The 19,473-nt window shown below is 49.3% G+C and carries 13 protein-coding genes and 1 other RNA gene; all 14 read left to right on the forward strand.

Annotated elements, in window-relative coordinates; all coding sequences use genetic code 11:
* Positions 1-186 precede the first annotated feature (186 nt).
* Positions 187-1,977 carry an acyl-CoA dehydrogenase family protein gene (locus CHH67_RS25150; protein ID WP_095268112.1) on the forward strand — a complete coding sequence of 597 codons (1,791 nt, stop codon included), beginning with the start codon at positions 187-189 and terminating at the stop codon, positions 1,975-1,977.
* Positions 1,978-2,054: 77 nt separating this feature from the next.
* Positions 2,055-3,734: a long-chain-fatty-acid--CoA ligase gene (locus CHH67_RS25155; protein WP_095268113.1), complete on the forward strand. Its 1,680-nt coding sequence runs from the start codon at positions 2,055-2,057 to the stop codon at positions 3,732-3,734.
* Positions 3,735-4,125: 391 nt separating this feature from the next.
* Positions 4,126-4,500: a PaaI family thioesterase gene (locus tag CHH67_RS25160; RefSeq protein WP_095268125.1), complete on the forward strand. Its 375-nt coding sequence runs from the start codon at positions 4,126-4,128 to the stop codon at positions 4,498-4,500.
* A 389-nt stretch (positions 4,501-4,889) separates the two neighbouring features.
* Positions 4,890-5,120: a preprotein translocase subunit SecG gene (gene secG, locus CHH67_RS25165; RefSeq protein WP_095268114.1), complete on the forward strand. Its 231-nt coding sequence runs from the start codon at positions 4,890-4,892 to the stop codon at positions 5,118-5,120.
* 241 nt (positions 5,121-5,361) lie between these two features.
* Positions 5,362-7,971: a ribonuclease R gene (gene rnr / locus CHH67_RS25170; RefSeq protein ID WP_095268115.1), complete on the forward strand. Its 2,610-nt coding sequence runs from the start codon at positions 5,362-5,364 to the stop codon at positions 7,969-7,971.
* A 199-nt stretch (positions 7,972-8,170) separates the two neighbouring features.
* On the forward strand, positions 8,171-8,650 hold the full coding sequence (smpB, locus tag CHH67_RS25175) for an SsrA-binding protein SmpB (protein ID WP_095268116.1): 480 nt from the start codon (positions 8,171-8,173) through the stop codon (positions 8,648-8,650).
* A gap of 313 nt (positions 8,651-8,963) precedes the next feature.
* Positions 8,964-9,330, forward strand: a transfer-messenger RNA (tmRNA) gene (gene ssrA / locus CHH67_RS25180).
* Positions 9,331-10,069: 739 nt separating this feature from the next.
* Positions 10,070-10,978, forward strand: coding sequence for an Abi family protein (locus CHH67_RS25190; RefSeq protein WP_095268118.1), 909 nt, complete (start codon positions 10,070-10,072; stop codon positions 10,976-10,978).
* A gap of 571 nt (positions 10,979-11,549) precedes the next feature.
* Positions 11,550-12,032 (forward strand): RNA polymerase sigma factor, encoded by a 483-nt coding sequence (locus CHH67_RS25195; RefSeq protein WP_095268119.1) that lies wholly within the window; start codon positions 11,550-11,552, stop codon positions 12,030-12,032.
* Positions 12,029-12,637: a zf-HC2 domain-containing protein gene (locus tag CHH67_RS25200; protein WP_179292224.1), complete on the forward strand. Its 609-nt coding sequence runs from the start codon at positions 12,029-12,031 to the stop codon at positions 12,635-12,637. Before CHH67_RS25195 ends, CHH67_RS25200 begins: the two co-directional genes overlap by 4 nt.
* Positions 12,638-13,092: 455 nt before the next feature.
* Entirely contained in the window at positions 13,093-13,500 is a 408-nt protein-coding gene (locus CHH67_RS25205) for an HNH endonuclease (RefSeq protein WP_230875869.1), read from the forward strand.
* A gap of 425 nt (positions 13,501-13,925) precedes the next feature.
* A complete protein-coding gene (locus CHH67_RS25210; RefSeq protein WP_095268122.1) occupies positions 13,926-15,185 on the forward strand; it encodes a DUF438 domain-containing protein in 1,260 nt (419 codons plus the stop codon).
* Between the two features lie 280 nt (positions 15,186-15,465).
* Entirely contained in the window at positions 15,466-18,243 is a 2,778-nt protein-coding gene (locus CHH67_RS25215; protein WP_095268123.1) for an AAA domain-containing protein, read from the forward strand.
* Positions 18,244-18,518: 275 nt separating this feature from the next.
* A complete protein-coding gene (locus tag CHH67_RS25220; protein WP_095268124.1) occupies positions 18,519-19,313 on the forward strand; it encodes a sensor domain-containing protein in 795 nt (264 codons plus the stop codon).
* Positions 19,314-19,473 lie beyond the last annotated feature (160 nt).

Genomic DNA, 19,473 nt, shown 5'->3' on the forward strand with positions numbered 1-19,473 from the left:
TCGACGGTGGAATGGGGGTTCAAGGAAATCCGAAAACAACAGCGATCGGAAGGACGATCCGCGCCTGAGCGGACAAAAGAGCTTCGAAGCAACACTAGACTATGCCAGCCCCCTACCCTCGCAGCAGTCATCGCCCGAAGGAAGTGCCTCTGCCACCGCCATACTATCCCGAAAGGAGTCCTCACAATGAGCGATAACCAAACCAAAGAACCGAAAATCAAAGGTGGAAGCTTTGTTATTGAGACGCCGGAGCTGGAACGGGTGATGACACCCGAGGATTTTACGGATGAGCACCGGATGATTGCCGAGACGGTGCGGGATTTTGTCGACGGGGAGATTATGCCCCGTGACGAAGAGATTGAGAAGCTGGATTATGAGCTGACCGTGGATCTGCTCCGCAAGTCCGGGGAGCTTGGGCTGCTCGGCGCAGATGTGCCGGAAGCGTTCGGCGGCGTCGGGCTGGATAAGGTCAGCTCGACCATTATCAATGAAACGCTGGCCCGGGGCTCCTCCTTTGCGCTGTCCTTCGGAGCTCATGTCGGCATCGGCACGCTGCCGATTGTGTTCTTCGGAACGCCGGAGCAGAAGCGCAAATACCTCCCGGATCTCGCCAGCGGCGCCTTGATCGCCGCATACTGCCTCACGGAGCCGACCTCCGGCTCGGATGCGCTCAGCGCCAAGACGACCGCGAAGTTGTCGGAGGACGGGGAGTTTTATATTTTGAACGGATCGAAGCTGTATATCACGAACGCAGGATTTGCTGACATTTTCATCGTTTATGCGAAGATTGACGGCGAGCATTTCACCGCATTCATCGTGGAGAAAGGGATGGAGGGCTTTACGCTCGGGCCCGAGGAGAAGAAGATGGGCATTAAGGGCTCGTCCACGCGGCCGCTCTTCTTCGAAGATGTGAAGGTGCCGAAGGAGAATCTGCTCGGGGAGATTGGCAAAGGCCACCGGATTGCCTTCAACATCCTGAACATCGGACGGTACAAACTGGCTGCTGGAGCCGTGGGCGCGGCTAAAGAGGCGATTGAACTGAGCTCGAAATATGCGAATACCCGCAAGCAGTTCGACACCCCGATCTCCCAGTTCCCGCTCATGCGCAAAAAGCTGGCCGAGATGAACATCGCCGCTTTTGTCATGGAAAGCATGGTGTACCGCACGGCGGGCCTGCTCGATGAGGCGCTGCAGGACATCGATTATGAACAGCCGGATTCCGGCGTTCAGGTGGCGGCGGCTATCGCCGATTACGCGATTGAATGCTCGATCAACAAGGTGTTTGCGTCCGAGGGACTGGATTTTGTCGCGGATGAAGGGGTGCAGATTCACGGGGGCTACGGCTATATCCAGGAGTACAAAATCGAACGGATTTATCGCGATTCGCGGATCAACCGGATTTTTGAAGGGACCAACGAAATCAACCGCCTGCTCATCCCGGGCACGCTCGTGAAAAAAGCGATGAAAAGCGAAATCGCCCTTCTGGAAAAGGCGCAAGCGCTTCAAGGCGAGCTGCTGCAGATGGTGCCGGGTCAGTCGTTCGAGGAGACGCTGGCCAGGGAAGCGCACTTCCTGGATATGAGCAAAAAAATCTTCCTGCTCGTCGGCGGCCTCGCGGTTCAGAAGCTGGGGACGAAGCTGGAGAAGGAGCAGGAGCTGCTCTCGAACCTGGCAGATATCATGACAGATATCTATGCGCTGGAAAGCGCACTGCTTCGCACCCGCAAGCACCTGACGCGGACTTCGGAGGAGAAGGCTGCGGGGATGATCGAGATGACGCAGGTGTTTGCGTATGAGGCGTTCCTGCGCATTGAAGGGCTGGCCAGAGAGACGCTCGCCGCAGTTGAAACAGGCGATATGCTGCGCATGCAGCTGTCGGTGCTGAAAAAATTGACCCGAACCGCACCGCTCGACACCGTGGCGCTAAAGCGGAGCATCGCGGCGCGGGTTGTGAGCAGGGAGCGGTACACGGTGTAACAAGGAGAACGGTGTAAATTAACCGTGCAACGAAAGAGGATTTGGAAGTTTACCTGGGAGGAAAGGGATGGTTTTGTATGGATGCAAAGCCTTGGCTGCCATTTTATCCGCCGGAAGTAGCCCCCTCGTACGAGTACCCGAAGCATAACCTGGGACTGTTTCTTGTAACGTCCGCGCAGAAATATCCGAATCGGCCGGCAGTTTATTTTATGGGCAAGACGTTAACCTACAAACAGCTCCTGGAGGCGTCCTATCGAATGGCGAACGCGCTCCGGGGCAAGGGAATTAACAAAGGGGACCGGGTAGCGATCATGCTGCCCAACTGTCCTCAGGTTGTCATTTCGTATTTTGGCGCGCTGCTGTCAGGCGCCGTGGTGGTGATGACCAATCCGCTCTATATGGAGCGGGAGATTGCACATCAGATGCAGGATTCCGGGGCTAAAGCGATCATTACGCTTGACCATTTTGTTGCCCGGGTGGAGAAGGTGCAGGGCGAGACGGAGCTGAAGCATATCATTGTGACAAGCATCGCGGACTATTTGCCTTTTCCGAAAAACCTGCTGTTCCCGATCAAGGCCAAGAAGCAAGGGCCCCTGCCGGTCATTCATTATCGAGAAGGGGTATATCCCTTTAAAAAACTGCTGGAGCAAGCGCTGGATGCCCCTGTGTGCGAATCGGTCCATGCCGAGAAGGACCTGGCGCTGCTTCAGTATACCGGCGGAACCACCGGGGTCCCGAAAGGCGTCATGCTTACGCATTACAATCTCATTGCCAACACGCTGCAATCCTCCATGTGGTGCTACAAGGTGGAGGAGGGCAAGGAGCGGTATTTGGCGGCGCTGCCTTGTTTTCACGTATTCGGCTTGACGGTGCTGCTGAATCAGGCGGTGTACAGAGCCAGCGAGCTGCTGATGGTGCCGAGGTTCGAACCGAAGATGATTCTGGATCTGATCCGAAAAAAGAAAGCGACGCTCTTTCCCGGTGCTCCGACGATGTACATTGCCCTGATCAACCATCCGCAAATCAAGGATTATGATCTGTCTTCCATTAATGCCTGTATCAGCGGCTCTGCCGGGCTTCCGGTGGAGGTGCAGGACACGTTCGAGGAGCTGACCAAAGGACGTCTGATCGAGGGCTACGGCTTAACGGAGGCCGCCCCGGTCACCCATGCGAACCCGATCTGGGGGCATCGCAAAATCGGCACCATCGGGATCCCCCTGCCGGATACGGAGGCCAAGGTTGTCAATCCGGACACCGGGGATGAAGTGCCGGTGGGCGAGCCTGGGGAACTCATCGTAAAGGGGCCTCAGGTGATGAAGGGGTATTGGAAGCGGCCTGAGGATACGTTTGACACGCTTCGGGGCGGCTGGCTGTTTACCGGGGATATGGCCACGATGGATGAGGAAGGGTACTTCCGAATTATCGACCGCAAAAAGGATATGATAATCGCAAGCGGTTACAATATCTATCCGAGAGAAATCGAGGAGGTGCTCTACGAGCACCCGTCCGTGAAGGAAGCGGTGGTGGTGGGCACCAAGGACGAATACCGGGGCGAGACGGTCAAAGCCTATATCGTGCTGAAGGATGGGGCTGCGCCGGACCCCGCCGGGCTGGAGAAGTTCTGCCGCAAGCAGCTCGCGGCCTATAAAGTGCCGAGGGAGTTCGTGTTCCGGGATTCGCTGCCGAAGACGCTTGTCGGAAAGGTGCTGCGGCGCAAGCTGCTGGAGGAAGAGGAGGAAGGCAAGCCGACCGCGTAAGGAGCGCATGCTGCTGAAGGCATGAAGCCCGCTTGGCAAAGCATCCATTGTGAAGGCCAGGTGGGACGCGGGCATGCCGCAAGCAGGCCGGGATTCACTGCGGCGAGCGGCTAGTTGAGGCGAATGAGAAGGCAGCGGGACTGGAGATGTATGCCGGAAAGGAGGCGGCCTGATGGAGAATCGACATTCTGGTGCTGAAGAAAAGGCCGTACTGCAGCAGGAGGCGCAGACAGAGGAAGCGCAGAGGCAGGAGGCAAACCGAGAGCAGCATACCGAGGGAGAGGCCACTCGTATTGCGCCGGGGCAGGGCAAGCAGCAGCGAGGGGGTCTGGCAAACAAGGAGAGCAGGCAGCCTGCGCACGGCGGGAATCTGGAGTCTTACATTGAAGAGATGACCCGCGCAGCAGAGCCTACGTTCTGGGGCTACCTTGGCTGCAAGCTCGAATCTGCGAGTGAGGAAGAAGTCGTGGTCACACTCGATACCGAGCCGCACCATATGAATATGATGGGCATTGTGCACGGCGGCGTGCTGTCCTCCCTGATGGACAACGCGATGGGCATCGCGGTCATGCTGCAGCGGCCGGGGGAGTCCACGGTGACGAGCAATTTGAATGTGCATTTTGTGAAGCCGGCCCGGGGAGGGCGGCTGTACGTCACCGCGCATATCGTGCACCAGACACATCGCTCTGTCACCACGGAAAGCCGGATCACCAATGAGCGCGGGGAGCTTGTCGCGCTGAGCACGGGATCTTTTCGGGTAAGGTAAGGGACGCCATGCCAAGCCTGCGAAGGTGTATGAGAAGATGATGATCGCGTTGAAGGTCTGTCCTGCTTGAGGGGCGGGCCTTTTATTTGGATTTTTAAAATTAAGGAATCGGTTTGGCGGCGAAGGTGTGTACAGTATACCTGAGAATAGCGGAGAACGCTGTGGATTGATCGTAACGATAAACATCGAAATTCAGTGGCTTTGGGTCACGAAGAGTTGTTATGATGGTAAGGATAAGGAGGCGTGCGAGAATACGCCAACAATCCTTGTCAGGGGAGAATAGCTGTGGTACAATAAAAATGCTGTTTTCTAATTACTATTACGGAATGTTGATTTGAAGGATAGATTCTGAATGATCAAGATGTTTACATACGTAGGAGGTGGAATTCATGGTTGTATTGTTTGAAGTGCTGCTTGTTATTGTCTCCATCGCATTGATTACTGTCGTTCTTCTCCAAAAAGGGAAAAGTGCAGGTCTGGCCGGTGCCATCTCCGGCGGTGCGGAACATCTTTTTGGTAAAACCAAGGCGCGCGGTTTGGATCTGGTGCTCCAGCGGATCACCGTTGGTCTTGCGAGCGCATTTATGATTTTGGCCATTGTCGTTGCCGTATTGAAATAACTCTCGGAACAATAACCTTCGCTTTTTCATTTTATGGAAGAGCGGAGGTTTTTTAATACCCGGGAAGCTGCAGGAGAGCGCCCTGTGGCTCTATGTTGCGGGCAAAGTGGCGGTTCTAGCGAGAACTGGCAGTGAATGTAAGGATACCGCGGATTAAATTCGTGTATACTAGGGTAGTGTATATTTAGGTAAAGAATGGATAGAGGAACAATGATACTGCAGGTTCCCCGAGGTGATCATAATGATAACGGAACAAATATTACTGGATTTTATGCGGGAAACTGCATATAAACCGATGACGTACCAGGAGCTGGAGAAGCATTTTCAAATTGAGGATGCCAATGAATTCAGGGAGTTTCTGAAGCTGCTGAATGAGCTGGAGCAATCCGGCAAAATCATTCTGACCAGCACGCAGCGCTATGGCGTCCCGGAGCGGATGTCGCTGCTGCGCGGTCGCTTGCAGGCCCATCCGAAGGGCTTTGCTTTTCTGATTCCTGATGACAGAGAGCATCCGGATGTGTACATTCATGCCAACGATCTGAAGAGTGCCATGAACGGTGACACTGTTCTGGTGCGCATCAGCTCGCAAGGCAGCGACGGCGGCCGCATGGAGGGCGAGGTCGTCCGGATCGTCACACGCGCCATCACGCAGGTGGTCGGCGTGTTCCAGAACCATGAGGCGTATGGATTTGTGCTGCCGGATGACAAGCGGATTAACCGGGACATTTTTATCCCGAAGCATGCCATGAACGGTGCGGTTGACGGCGTGAAGGTTGTGGTGAAGCTGGTGAGCTACCCGGAAGGGAGAGCGGCGGCCGAGGGCGAGGTTGTCGAAATTCTCGGTCATAAGAATGATCCGGGCGTCGATATTCTGTCCATCATCCGCAAGCATCAGCTGCCGGAAGGCTTCCCGGAAGAGGTGCTGGCTGAGGCGGATGCCGTGCCGGACACCATTACCGAGGAGGAGATCGCTCAGCAGGGCCGTCGCGACCTGCGCGGCAAAAACATCGTCACCATCGACGGTGAGGATGCCAAGGACCTGGACGATGCGGTGAATGTGGAGCGGCTTCCGAACGGCAACTACCGCCTGGGCGTGCATATCGCCGACGTCGGCTACTATGTGCGCGAGCGCTCGGAGCTGGACAAGGAGGCCTATAACCGGGGCTGCAGTGTGTACCTGGTGGACCGGGTAATTCCGATGCTGCCGCACCGGCTCTCCAACGGGATATGCAGTTTGAACCCGCAGGTGGACCGGCTGACGCTGTCCTGTGAGATGGAGTTTAACGACCAGATGAAGGTTGTCAGTCATGACGTGTTCACAAGTGTGATTCGGACCAAGGAGCGGATGACGTACAACAATGTGCGCAAGATCCTTGTGGACGAGGACCCTGAACTGATTGAGCGCTACAGCGATCTGGTGGAGGATTTCCGCCTGATGCGCGAGCTGGCGCTGAAGCTGCGTGACCGCCGGATGCGGCGGGGTGCGGTGGATTTTGATTTCGTGGAGTCCAAGGTGATTGTGGACGAGAACGGCAAGCCGGTTGATATTGTCAAAAGAGAGCGCTCCATCGCGGAGCAAATCATCGAGGAATTCATGCTGGCGGCCAATGAGACGGTGGCGGAGCATTTCCACTGGCTGAAGGTGCCGTTCATCTACCGGATTCACGAGGACCCGGATCCGGAGAAGCTGCAGAACTTTATGGCGTTTGCGGCCAATTTCGGCCATCATGTGAAAGGCCGGGGCAACCAGATTCATCCGCGCGCGCTGCAAAATCTGCTGGATGACATCCACGGCACGAAAGAGCAGACTGTGCTCAGCACGATGATGCTGCGATCGATGAAGCAGGCGAAGTACGATGCCGAGAGCACGGGCCATTTCGGCCTGGCGGCGGAGTATTACACGCATTTCACATCCCCGATCCGGCGTTATCCGGATCTGGTCATCCACCGCGTCATTCGCGAAGTGATCGAAAGCGGCAACATGCTGACCGAGGAGCGCCAGGAGTACTTGGCGGGCCGGATGGCGGATATCGCGCAGCAGTCCTCGGAGCGAGAGCGCGTGGCTGTGGATGCGGAGCGCGATACCGAGGCGCTGAAGAAGGCCGAGTTCATGCTCGACAAGATTGGCGAGGAATTCGAAGGCATTATCAGCAGCGTGACCAGCTTCGGCATGTTCATCGAGCTGGAGAATACCGTCGAAGGCCTCATCCGGCTCAGTGCGCTGACGGATGATTATTACCACTTCGACGAAGGGCATATGGCGCTGATCGGCGAGCGGACATCCAAGGTGTTCCGCATCGGCGATGATGTGAAGGTGCGCGTAGCCAACGTGAACATGGATGAGCACACCATCGATTTTGAGATGGTGGATATGAAGCCGCGCCGGCGTGGACGCGGCAGTGAAGGCGGCGGCGACCGTGGCGGAGCCGGTGGCCGTGAGGGGCGCGCCCGCGATGGCGGGGCGCGCAAAGGCCGCGGCAAGCGCAGCGCCGTGGCGGAAGGCGGCGGCGCGGCAGGCCCGGGCGGTGGCCCGGTGCCAGGTAAGCGCCGCGAGGGCGCCGGCGGCGGGCGGGCCGCCGAGGAAGCCGCTGGGGGCGAGCAGCGGAGCTTCGCCTTTGGCTCTGGCAAAGGCGGGTACAGCTCGTCCGGGGGCGGCTCCCTCGGCTTTGACCGCAACGCCCGCCAGGGCGGTGCCAAGAGCCGCCGGAAGAAGACGTCGCGCAGCGGCATCTTCATCGGCGACGGCCCGACGCCGGGCCCTGGCGTTGGCGGCGCTCCCGCCGCGGGCGGCCGTAAGCGCAAGGGCAAGGGCGGGGGCACCGCTGCCTTTGTCCGCAAGAAGAAAAAGTAAGGGGCTTCGCTTCACCAGATTCCCTGGTTGAATATGAATATAGCTGTTTTTCCCCGCCTTTTTCATTGCGTAACGCTGGGCTCTGCCTTGATTTTGCAGGTGGCAGTTTGATACAATGGACTTCTGGTGAGATTGCATTGGTGGCGGTCTGCCGGAAGTCCTTTTTCCCATTAAGACCGTGATGATAAGGAGTGAGACCATGGGTAAGAAAAGTGACGGGAAGGTTCTGGCCCAGAACAAAAAAGCTTCCCATGATTACTTCATCGAGGATACGTACGAGGCAGGCATGGTGCTGACCGGAACGGAGATCAAGTCGATCCGCAACGGCCGCGCGAACATTGCTGATGCTTTTGCAACGATCCGAAATGGCGAGATTCACATCCACAACATGCATATCAGCCCGTTCGAGCAGGGGAACCGGTTCAACCCGACCGACCCTACCCGCGCAAGGAAGCTGCTGCTGCACAAGGAGCAGATTACCAAGCTGCTGGGCCTGTCCAAGCAGGAGGGGTACACCATCGTGCCGCTCAAGGTCTACATCCGCAATGGCTATGCCAAGCTGCTGCTCGGTCTCGGTAAAGGGAAGAAGCAGTATGACAAGCGCGCCGATGCAGCCAAGCGCGATGCGCAGCGTGATATCCAGCGTGCCCTGCGGGAGAAGCAGAAGATTGCGAGATAAATGTCTTAGGTCTTATGTTATGCAGATGGGAATATCGTTTAATGAATAGAGGGATGAGCTGCAGGTGGCAGCATTTAGCTGCTCTGCCTGGTATCTATATATCATTATGATGCGGAATGTGATATACTAAGTGATGTACGAAAGATCATCAGATCTTTGACAACCATAAGATTATGCTTCGTCATCCTTTCTTGGAGGGAAAGGATGCGGAATAGATCGACTGCCATGCTGAATGCGTCGATGATCTAATCCGGAAGCCCTTTTTGGCAGGAAGGTTTGCGTGCGTAGATACGCTGACATTTCTCCTATTTAAGGGGGCGTTTTTGGATTCGACGGGGATAGTTCGGGCATGAGTAGCGGGTAGTGGGGACGCGTCCACTTCATCAACGCTAAAGCCAATTAAATGGCAAACAACAAACTTCTTACGCTGTAGCAGCTTAATAACCTGCACGCGTGCTCTCGCTCTGCATCGCCCATGTGCCGGGATGAGGGCTCAACTTATAGTGGGATACGCTGTCTAGTCTCCGCCTGGGGCTAGCTGAAGAAGACAATCAGGCTGACCTGGAATAGAGCCGGTTACGGGGCGCTGATCCAGGTGACATCAAAACCGTGACTACACCCGTAGAAGCTTGTGTTGTCGTTATCTTCGGACAGGGGTTCGACTCCCCTCGCCTCCATACATAATAAAGAAAGTCCCGGCCGTAAGGTCGGGGCTTTCTTTATGTACAGGCGTCGAAGAGGGGAGGAGAACCGAAGGTTCGTCCCGCGCAGGGAGCGAATGAATTGGCTACAGAAGATTGCTTCAGCGGACGGGCACGGCCTCGAATTCTACCTTAGTGTATTGCATCGTTGCGGTAGCGTCTTTGTAAGTTTAATCGAGATATCGATACTCCCCTGGCCTCCATGTATAAAGAAAGTGGCTCACTGTAAAGAGCTTGATAAAGTTGAATATCGAGAAATTATGAAGTTGCTAAGCTCATCAAAGATTCGATAAAGCAATCCTCCTCACTGAAGAACGGGACTTTGTACTTAAAAACCAGAATATTTAACGAACACGCTAAGTAAAATATCAAATACTATGAAGATATTTACAAAAAACTTCCAAGATACAATATCAGTACTTCTTAAGAGTTTTCAACTAAGTATAAAAGAAATGCAAAAGCCATTCGACAACTTACGTTTAGGTTTAATGTTGAACAGTAATCCATTTTTCTTCGAAAAGGGAAACAATGATCAAGAAGACAACTGAATTCTTCGATTAAAATCTCACTTTACATGGAAAAGAAAAGGAGAGATTGGGATGGTACTGTTCCCTTGACGATCAGTTCTTCATACCGTATACTTGCATTAACAGATCCCGCCCGCGCCTCTTAACAATGCGAAACTGGGCGGGCCATTTTATTTTCAGGGGTGCTTAATGTGGAAGGAAACCATGAAACAAATTTAAAGCCTCCTGCGACTTATACTGAAATGCTCGATAAATTCAAAGATCGCGGCCTGATCATTCAAGATGAGATTAAAGCCGTAGGGATACTAAAACGAATCAATTATTACCGTTTAACAGGTTATTTGCTTCCTTACAAATTGGACGAAAATCAGTACAGGGAAGGGACGGCTTTCGAAAACATTGTAGACCTGTATCATTTCGATATGCGTTTACGGTCTCTTTTGTTGGACATCTTTGAATATGTAGAAATAAGTATGCGCTCATTGATTTCATATCATCTTGCTCATAAATACGGTGTGGAATGTTACAACGAACCTGCAAATTTTTCTTTTCGAAAGTCCATTGATTACGATAAGTTTATCTCCAAATTGTACGAAGAACTGGATCGAAGCAAAGAAATATTTGTTTCACATCATAAGCACAACTATCGCCAAAGATATCCTATCTGGGTTGCGGTTGAAGTGCTTTCGTTCTCCAGTTTATCCATTTTGTACACTAATATGAAACCAGAAGATAAACGGGTGATTTGTAAACAATTTGGCTTGAAGACGAACAAGCTTATGGATAGCTGGTTGCATTCCTTATGTATTCTGCGAAATCGATGCGCTCATTTTTCCAGAATATATGATACCAAGCTGACTCATCAAGTGGCTCTTACTTTCGACGCTCAAAAATTAAAGATTAAGCCAAATACGCTATTTGGGGCAATCTTCACTTTAAAGTACCTTGTTCAAGACCAGACCACGTGGAGTAGTTGGATTACAGAGTTGAATTCGCTGCTCGATCGCTATAACCATGTGTGTGAATTATACAGAATAGGTTTCCCAGAAGATTGGGAAAACTATCTCCGCTCCATCCCAACAGATACTTCTTATACATAATGTGTTTTGACATGCGTATTTGGCAGTAGCAAACAGCTGATAATACTCGGAAAAAGGGTCGCATAAGGAAAGGAAAAGTGTCCGAATGCCTGACAGAAGTAGGCTTTCGAACTCTTCGGTACATTGTAGGCCACCGCGTATACAACACTGGCTGCGTGGACTTCAAAACTGGATTAGGTCTCAACTTTAGTGGGATACGCCATTTAGTCTCCGTCAGGGGCTAGCGGAAGAAGACAATCAGACTAGTCTAGGGAGTAGCGGGTGACTTGGCAGCTCTCTAGGGGAAAACATCTCAAGTCACTACATCCGTAGAAACTTGTGTTGTCGTTATCTTCCGGCAGGGGTTCCAATCCCCTCGCCTCTATTTTATATTATCAGTGAGACCACCCGAGAGGTGGTCTTTCTGCATTTCTGGGGTTCAATGAAGATAACATTTCAGGCGAAAAGCTTGATGGGATTGGCTTGAGGGGTATAGGATAAATGAAGTTGTTTAGAAAAAAATTAGCTTGACTGCAAAATAAGTTGTAACGTTTATCAACATTTATGGATATATACTTGAGGAGGTGAATAGATGCGGGACACCGAGGAATTATACAGGGAATATTCGACCCAAGTATATAAATTCATATTTAGCTTTTGCCATAACCATTTGTTGGCGGAAGAGATCACCCAAGAAACCTTTTATAGAGCGATAAAGTCAATACATAGATACGATGGAAGCTGTAAAGTATACGTTTGGCTTTGTCAGATTGCTAAGCATGTTTGGTACCAGGAACTGGACAAGCGGCGGAAGAGTTCCTCTGACGTACTAGAGGATCCTTCCTTTACCGATTCAAATTCGCCAGAATCACAGTTTATTTTGGCTCAGAACAAAATGGACTTATTCAAACAGCTTCATTTGCTGGATCCGAATACGAAAGAAGTATTGTACCTGCGTTTGACCGGGGAATTTAGTTTTCGAGAGATTGGAGAAATTCTCGGCAGAGATGAAACATGGGCACGAGTTACCTTTTACCGCGGAAAACAAAAGTTGATGAAAGGAAGATCATCATGAAATGTGATATGATTCGGGATCTATTGCCTTCCTATATTGAAAAGCTAACCTCTTCATACAGTAATGAAGAAATCGATAAGCATCTGGAATCATGCGAGGCATGCCGTCAGTTTTATCGAGAAATGACCGAGGAAACAGGTCTCTATATGCCCTCAATTGATAAAGATGAGGCACAAAAACTTAATTACTTAAAAAAAGTGAGAAAAATAAACAAAAGAAAGATTATTCTCTCCGTCTCTGCGGTACTCCTACTGGCTGTAGCTGTTATTTGGCTTTTCGCCATTGGGACTCGGGTGTCGTCTGAAGATGTAAATATTGCTCATCATATGTCCAACGGTCGTCTGGAGGTTCATTTAACATTGGAGAACGGCAAGGACTTGCTGGTCTCAAGTAAAAGCACATTTATTTATGATGAGAATGGCAATGTAATAGGACATGAAACAAGATACACACCTAAAGGTGTGCTTCATAACCCTTTTGATAATGTCGGTAATGAATATATGTTAGGGACAGAGCTCAGTAACGAACCGGATTATCAGCACTCATTTATTCTAGAATTCAAAGATAAGTCGATGACATTTATTAATGGAGAACTGGTAGAATAATTCAATGCATTCCAGCGAGATATAACTTTGCCTGCGACCTGTCAAGGTCGCTTTTTTGCATTATCTTATGTGTTGTGGTTGGGAGAAACCGTGTTGGCCTGGTGAGGGGCAGGGATCAAATTGCGTTGGAGCCATCAGTCAAAATCTCGCTGAAATCGATAGTCATCGTTCGGAGGCAGGAGTGTTATTGACCAGATTGGTTCTGGTCGGGATTTAGTCTCAACGGGAGAACGGGAATCAAGGGTCGACGTACAAAGCAGAAGTCATCGCAAGCTTGACTTTCCCTAACAAGAGGGGGCTTACTCCTCTCCCCTCCACTATCATGAAGACCATCCGCATGAGGATGGTGTTTTTGTTTTATATTAATACTATAGGCAGGAGCATGTCGTACAGGTGGGGGGAAGTCGATGAATCAGGGTCATGATGGAGAGGATCAATTGATAAAGGTGCTCAATATGGATGGTCAACAGCTAACACCATGCTTGCCTCATCGGGCTTGGCGGGAAGTTGAGCGCTCGCGAGCAGTTTGGATTGATGAGCAGACGATCCAATTGCTGTATAATCCGTTCTTATTTCGGGACTATCGAAAAGCTGCCCTGAAACGAGATCATCACACTTGTTTGTGGTGCGGACAACACGCGACGACCGTGGACCATATAATCCCCTCAAGCAAAGGGGGCTCGGACCTTCCCCATAACCTCATCGCTTCATGCAGCGAATGCAATACGAAACGAGGGAACCGTCCGGCATGGTCCTATCTCAAAGAAAACGCACGCACTGTTCCCAATCTTATGAAGCTGATCTGGCGTATCTGTATCGCTAACTACAGACATCGTCCAATGAAAAAAAGGACAACTGAGTAAAAAAGATTGGAAACTGTGGTTTCGACCGACTGAAGTCTATGCAGAAATTGTAACGTGCTCATTCATTTTGCCGACATTTCATGGTGGCCGCTCAGGGGGAATGGTGTGGCAACGTTTCGGCCAGGGTTAGGCTCCCTCGTCTCTCATACCGTTATTAAAGCGACCGCGACTCGGTCGCTTTTTTGTTGGCGAAACGAACAAACCGGCTCGACAGCGTACAGAAACACCCAGAATACAAGGGGAGTGGGAAGAAGAACTTTCGAAGAACTTGGGTCACTATTCATCCTTCCTTAGTCATTGAATGTTCATTCCCTCTGTGCTTTTAATCACATGTCGTGGGGCATGAGGGTGCTAGTTTAGAGAAGAGAGGTAAACAAGATAGAGCTTGGTCTTTATATACATTGAAATAAGACAGAGGTGATGAACTGAGTGAACTCATTAATAACCGTGAGGAAGGAATTTCTGCTCATCGAACAGCCCGTATCCATTTGCTCAAGGAAATCATTAAGGAGCTGCACCATGGAAAAAGCGTGGAGGAAGTTAAGTCAAAATTCAACCAAGCTGTAGGTGAAATATCGGTTGACGAAATTTCGGAGCTGGAGCAAGTGCTGATGCAGGAGGAAGGAATACCGGTCACCGAAGTACAGCGACTGTGCAGCGTCCATGCCGCTGTATTCAAAGGTTCCATCCAAGACATCCACAGAACGCATAAGCCTGAGGACCAGCCTGGACATCCCGTGTATACGTTTAAAAGGGAGAACCAAGAAATCGATCGACTGGCGAATTTTAAAATCGCGCTGCATCTCGATCAATTTCTGAAGGATCCGGGGGAGGTGAATCGTCTCAAATTGCTGGAGGATTTCAGTCTCCTCTATGATGTGGACAAACACTACAGCCGCAAAGAAAACTTGCTGTTTCCTTTTCTCGAGAAATACGGAATTTATGGACCGACCAAGGTGATGTGGGCGGTGGATGACGGCAACCGAATGGGAATAAAAGAGGTGAAATCTAAACTCACTCACTTTGAAGGGAATGCCGAGCTTGTAGTGGACCTTGCCAAACGCGTCTTAAACGAAGTAACAGAAATGATCTATAAAGAAGAACATATTTTATTACCTATGGCTCTGGAAAAGCTGACGGAAGACGAATGGCTTCAAATTGCTGACCAAAGTGAAGAGGTCGGTTATTGCTTGATTGCGCCGGATCAAACGTGGATTCCAGAAAGAGCAGATGAACCTGGCACAGGCCAGGGATTGGATGCTTCTCCGCTGCAAGAGGGATATATCCGGCTGAGCACAGGCATTGTATCGGTCAAACAGATGGAAGCCATATTGAATCATTTGCCGGTCGACCTGACCTTTATTGATGAATACGATATCGTCCGATATTTCTCCCAGGGCAAAGAACGAATCTTCGTTCGGACCAAAGCGGTGATCGGCCGAAGTGTGCAGAACTGCCATCCTCCGCAAAGCGTACACGTCGTCAATCAGCTGCTTGCTGATTTCAAAGCTGGTGTTAAAGATGCAGAAGATTTCTGGATTCCGGTTAAAGATAAGTTTGTGTATATTCGTTATTTTGCCATAAGGGATCAAGAAGGAACGTACTTAGGAACGCTTGAATTCACCCAAAACATTAAACCGATACAGGAGCTCACGGGTCAAAAAAGGATACTTTCTACGTCATAAGAGAGCGTATTGCGGATTCGGTGTGCCGCAGTTAACCTGATGAACATCAATGGCTTAATGATAAACCCCCTATTATGGACATTTATAAAACGAAACGTAATCGGGCGTCGGTACTCTGCCGGCGTCCGTTTGTTTTATTGTTGTGTGGACGATCACACGGTTTCCATTTTCTGCTCTTAGATAAGGTATTTGTGTGCTAATAATCCTTCCATGGCAGGAATGTAGCACAAATTTATAGAAGACTCTGTATATAACATTGATTTCATACAGAGAGGCTGCTATGGACCAAGAGAGATTTATGATAATTGTTAAAGGTGAGGACAAAACACAGGACGTATCTTCATACGAAAAAGATCCTCCAATCGTAAGGATTGTATATAAAGGGTCTTCCAAGGTTTATACTTATCAGTCCAGTGATGTACAGCTACTGACGCCAACCATTCAGGACATAACGGAGGATACGGCTGTTTTTCATGAGGGATATCCTTTTTATAATGTAGAACGGGTGCTAGATTTCGGCCAAAGGGTTCGGGTGTGTTTTAACAATGGGAGTATTCGTACATATGATAGGGAACGTATTCAAATTAGAAGTAGTAGCACTCAAAACGCTGAAGGACGTAAGATTCTGGACTATTGGCGCGAGATTTCAAAATATGCGAAAAGTGAGGATGAACAGGGGAACAAAGGAACATTTTTGGCCAAGCAATTTGCGAACCTAAATTACGTAGATCCGGATAGTGCTTTGAGCCATTATCTTCTGAAAAAACCTATAAAGAGCGATATCCCGGTTACAACAGAACCGATTTTCCCTTTCAGGTACAATTTGAGCCAAAGGACCGCGCTTGAGCAATCTTTAAAAAGTACTATCAGTATTATCGAAGGTCCTCCAGGTACGGGTAAAACCCAGACGATTTTGAACATCCTCGCGAATCTGGCGGTTATGCAGGGGAAAAAGATAGCGGTTGTTTCTGGTAACAACGCTGCAGTTCTGAATGTACAAGAAAAGATGGAACGGCACGGGTACCACTTTTTTGTAGCTAGTTTGGGCAAACAAGAGAACAAGAAAAAGTTTTTTGCCAACTTACCCAATTGGGATGTATCGGAATGGTCAAGTGACGTACCAGAGGATGAATTAAACGCCAAATTACAAGAATTGAATCAGCGTATTCATCGTTTGATGGAACTAGATAGGGAGAAGGCACAGCTTAGGCAAAAACTGTCGGCTTATTTGCTTGAGCAGGAGCATTTTGAACATTATTATGCTAGGCAGGATATCCAGCCTATAGAGAAGTGGTCATTTTATAGGCAGACACCGAAACGAATATTGGAGTTTATGAAAGATAGTTTTCTGGCTGTAGAGGTGAAAAGGAAATACAAGTTCCTATACCAATTTAAGTTATTCTTCAGACATGGTTTTACGGATTTCAAACGTTTGAAGGAGCAGGGGCTGGATGTCATTCTGAATGTTCAGCGTGAATTTTACACATTAAAAGTTGAGGAGCTATCAGATCGTATACAGAAGCTTGAAAAAGAATTAGAGGCCCAGGACTATCAAGCCTTAATGAATCAGCACCAGCAGCTCTCCGAAACGCTTTTTCGGCACCGATTACACGAGAAATATCATAACCGCCCGGCTGTGGAATGCAATGAGAAGACATACACTTATAGCAACAAATTTAAAACGTTTATCGAGCATTATCCGATTGTGCTTAGTACAACGCATTCTTTGCGTAATTGTATACCTGCGAATTACTTGTTTGATTATTGCATCATTGATGAATCCTCGCAGGTTGATTTGCTGACAGGGGCGCTGGCTTTATCCTGCTGCAAGCAGGCTATTATCGTCGGCGATACTAAGCAACTGCCGCATATCGTGGAGAAGGAGATTGAACATAGGATCCAGAACCATACGGTTCCTGACATGGATGAAGCTTACGATTATATTGAGCATAATTTATTGTCGTCCATGTTGGCCTTATACGGGGATTCGGTTCCGAAAGTAATGTTACGAGAGCATTACCGCTGTCATCCCCAAATTATTGAATTCTGCAACAGGAAATATTACGACGGCGAATTGATCGCTTTTACCGATCCCGGGATTTCCGAATCCCCTTTATTGATCTATAAGACGTCACCGGGTAATCACATGAGGGAGGTGACCCATGGCAAAAAAGGGAAGTTCAATGCCAGGGAACTTGATGTTATTGAACAGGAGATCCTGTTAGGGTACCTCGAAGCGGCATCCGGTCATGAGGATATCGGCTTTGTGACGCCATATCGCAAGCAGGTTGAGAAAGCGACCGAGCAATTCACTATTGGTATCGAGAGCGATACAATCCATAAATATCAGGGACGTGAGAAGTCTGTTATGATCATGTCTACGGTACTCGATCGAACAAGAGCAGGTGGAATGGGGATGAGGTTTGTTAATGATCCTTGCATGATTAATGTGGCTGTGTCCCGTGCGCAGGCGAGATTTATTCTGGTGACCGATCAGTCTGCGTTTCACAAGTATGGGAATGAAGTGGGAGATCTCATGCGATATATGGAATATAGCACGATGGACGACAATGTCGTGGAGAGTGAGATTCATTCTGTTTTTGACTTGTTGTACAAGGAATACTCTGATAATCTCCAGCAATTTCGAGAACGTGTTCGTTTCTTTAATAAATCAAGGCATCGCAGCGAGAATATTATGCACGCCTTGCTCGATGAGATGTTACAGGAGCCTATGTTTAAGGATTTTGAATTAGGAAATCAGATTTTACTGATGAATTTGTTTACTGACCTAGAACGGTTAGATGAGGAAGAACGTAAATTTGTGAAACAGCGTTCTTCTGTTGATTTTGTGATTTATCATAAACTGGACAGATCGCTAGCACTGGCAATTGAAGTCGATGGATTTGCCTTTCATGAGAACAATCCTGAACAACTAAAGCGAGATAAGAAAAAAGAAGAGATTTTCAAGAAATTTGGAATAGAATTAGCAAGGTTTCGTACAAACGAGAGCGGGGAGGAACAGAGGATCAGGGAGCTATTAAACTCTATGTTGTATTAGCTGGAATGACTGAGTGGGATAACGGAGCATAGCCTTGATGAAACGAGTTTTAAGAGATAGCAGGCTTGATTATTTTCGAATAAAATTGATACCCAATGGTAAAGAGATAGCAATACTCTGAAGTATCTTATAGGCAGTGCGTTAGTTTAGCCCACTCTCTAGTCTAAAGTCTAGGTTCAGATACCCCCTAAGACGGTTATGTCAGCCAAATCACACAGATATAATGGATCTATAACTTGGAGCGTGACTTATGAAGCCATAAGGGGTGTTTGAATATGAAGGCAACAGAAACGGCTGCAATGGAGCAGGCAGGCAAGGTGAATTGGGTGCTGTTTAATCCAAAAACCTATGCCACCCTCCTATACTTCCTGTTATCCCTCCCGTTAGGGATTATCTATTTTACAGTGGCAATAACAGGAGTTGTACTATCCATTGGATTAACGCCAATCTTTATCGGGATTCCGCTGTTTTTTGCAGTAGCCAAGCTGTTGAATGGGATTGTGGTTTTCGAACAAAGCATGATTCGACAAATTTTGGGTTTACCTGCTCCTTCAGCAGCGTATCCCTCCAATCCACGGTCTGAAGCGGGGCAGAACTGGTTGAAACGAATGGTGGGAGGCTTTGACGGAGCACTCTTTATTCGTAATCTGCTCCTCGTATTCCTAAGATTTGTTACGGGTATCGTATTCTTCGTGATTACGGTAACGGCCATTGCACTCGGACTAGGATTCATCACTCTTCCCGTCGTCCATATCATTTTAATGAATGAAATTCAGGTTGATATTTTGGAGAAGAGCTTGTTCAGTTATTTTCATATCGATTGGACGTATAACCAGCAATATCTGCTGTACGTTGGCGTGGGCCTTATCCTGTTCTGGATCGCGCTGCGCGTCGTGAACGGGCTTATGCAAGTTCTGCGTAGAGTCATGTATGTGGATGAGCCCTATCAGCGGCAGTCAACGTCGCTAATGGAGGAACAAGTACACGAACCCATACCGTCGCAATATGATGAGTACGAAGAGGATTATCCCGCTCAAGGGATGATGCGGCCAGCTCACAGGGAGTTTTAACATCGGTCTTTTTATAACATGTGCTGTTGAGGCTTGTAGTCTGTATCCCATTCAAAATCGAATCTGAGTACTCAGCAGTATATGGTGGTTGTACACAGCCATGGTGCCCTGCACCACATCTTCGGAAGAAACCCGGCCTCACGAGGTCGGGTTTTTGTTT

It is taken from the genome of Paenibacillus campinasensis (assembly GCF_002272015.1).
GTDB classification, from domain to species: Bacteria; Bacillota; Bacilli; order Paenibacillales; family Paenibacillaceae; genus Paenibacillus_AQ; species Paenibacillus_AQ campinasensis.

Bases quoted from the DNA above. Each gene is read 5' to 3' on its own strand.
- smpB (WP_095268116.1), top strand. From the start codon at position 8,171: ATGGGTAAGAAAAGTGACGGGAAGGTTCTGGCCCAGAACAAAAAAGCT.
- CHH67_RS25220 (WP_095268124.1), top strand. From the start codon at position 18,519: ATGAAGGCAACAGAAACGGCTGCAATGGAGCAGGCAGGCAAGGTGAAT.
- CHH67_RS25160 (WP_095268125.1), top strand. From the start codon at position 4,126: ATGACCCGCGCAGCAGAGCCTACGTTCTGGGGCTACCTTGGCTGCAAG.
- CHH67_RS25150 (WP_095268112.1), top strand. From the start codon at position 187: ATGAGCGATAACCAAACCAAAGAACCGAAAATCAAAGGTGGAAGCTTT.
- rnr (WP_095268115.1), top strand. From the start codon at position 5,362: ATGATAACGGAACAAATATTACTGGATTTTATGCGGGAAACTGCATAT.
- CHH67_RS25155 (WP_095268113.1), top strand. From the start codon at position 2,055: ATGGATGCAAAGCCTTGGCTGCCATTTTATCCGCCGGAAGTAGCCCCC.
- CHH67_RS25195 (WP_095268119.1), top strand. From the start codon at position 11,550: ATGCGGGACACCGAGGAATTATACAGGGAATATTCGACCCAAGTATAT.
- CHH67_RS25215 (WP_095268123.1), top strand. From the start codon at position 15,466: ATGGACCAAGAGAGATTTATGATAATTGTTAAAGGTGAGGACAAAACA.
- secG (WP_095268114.1), top strand. From the start codon at position 4,890: ATGGTTGTATTGTTTGAAGTGCTGCTTGTTATTGTCTCCATCGCATTG.
- CHH67_RS25205 (WP_230875869.1), top strand. From the start codon at position 13,093: ATGGATGGTCAACAGCTAACACCATGCTTGCCTCATCGGGCTTGGCGG.
- CHH67_RS25200 (WP_179292224.1), top strand. From the start codon at position 12,029: ATGAAATGTGATATGATTCGGGATCTATTGCCTTCCTATATTGAAAAG.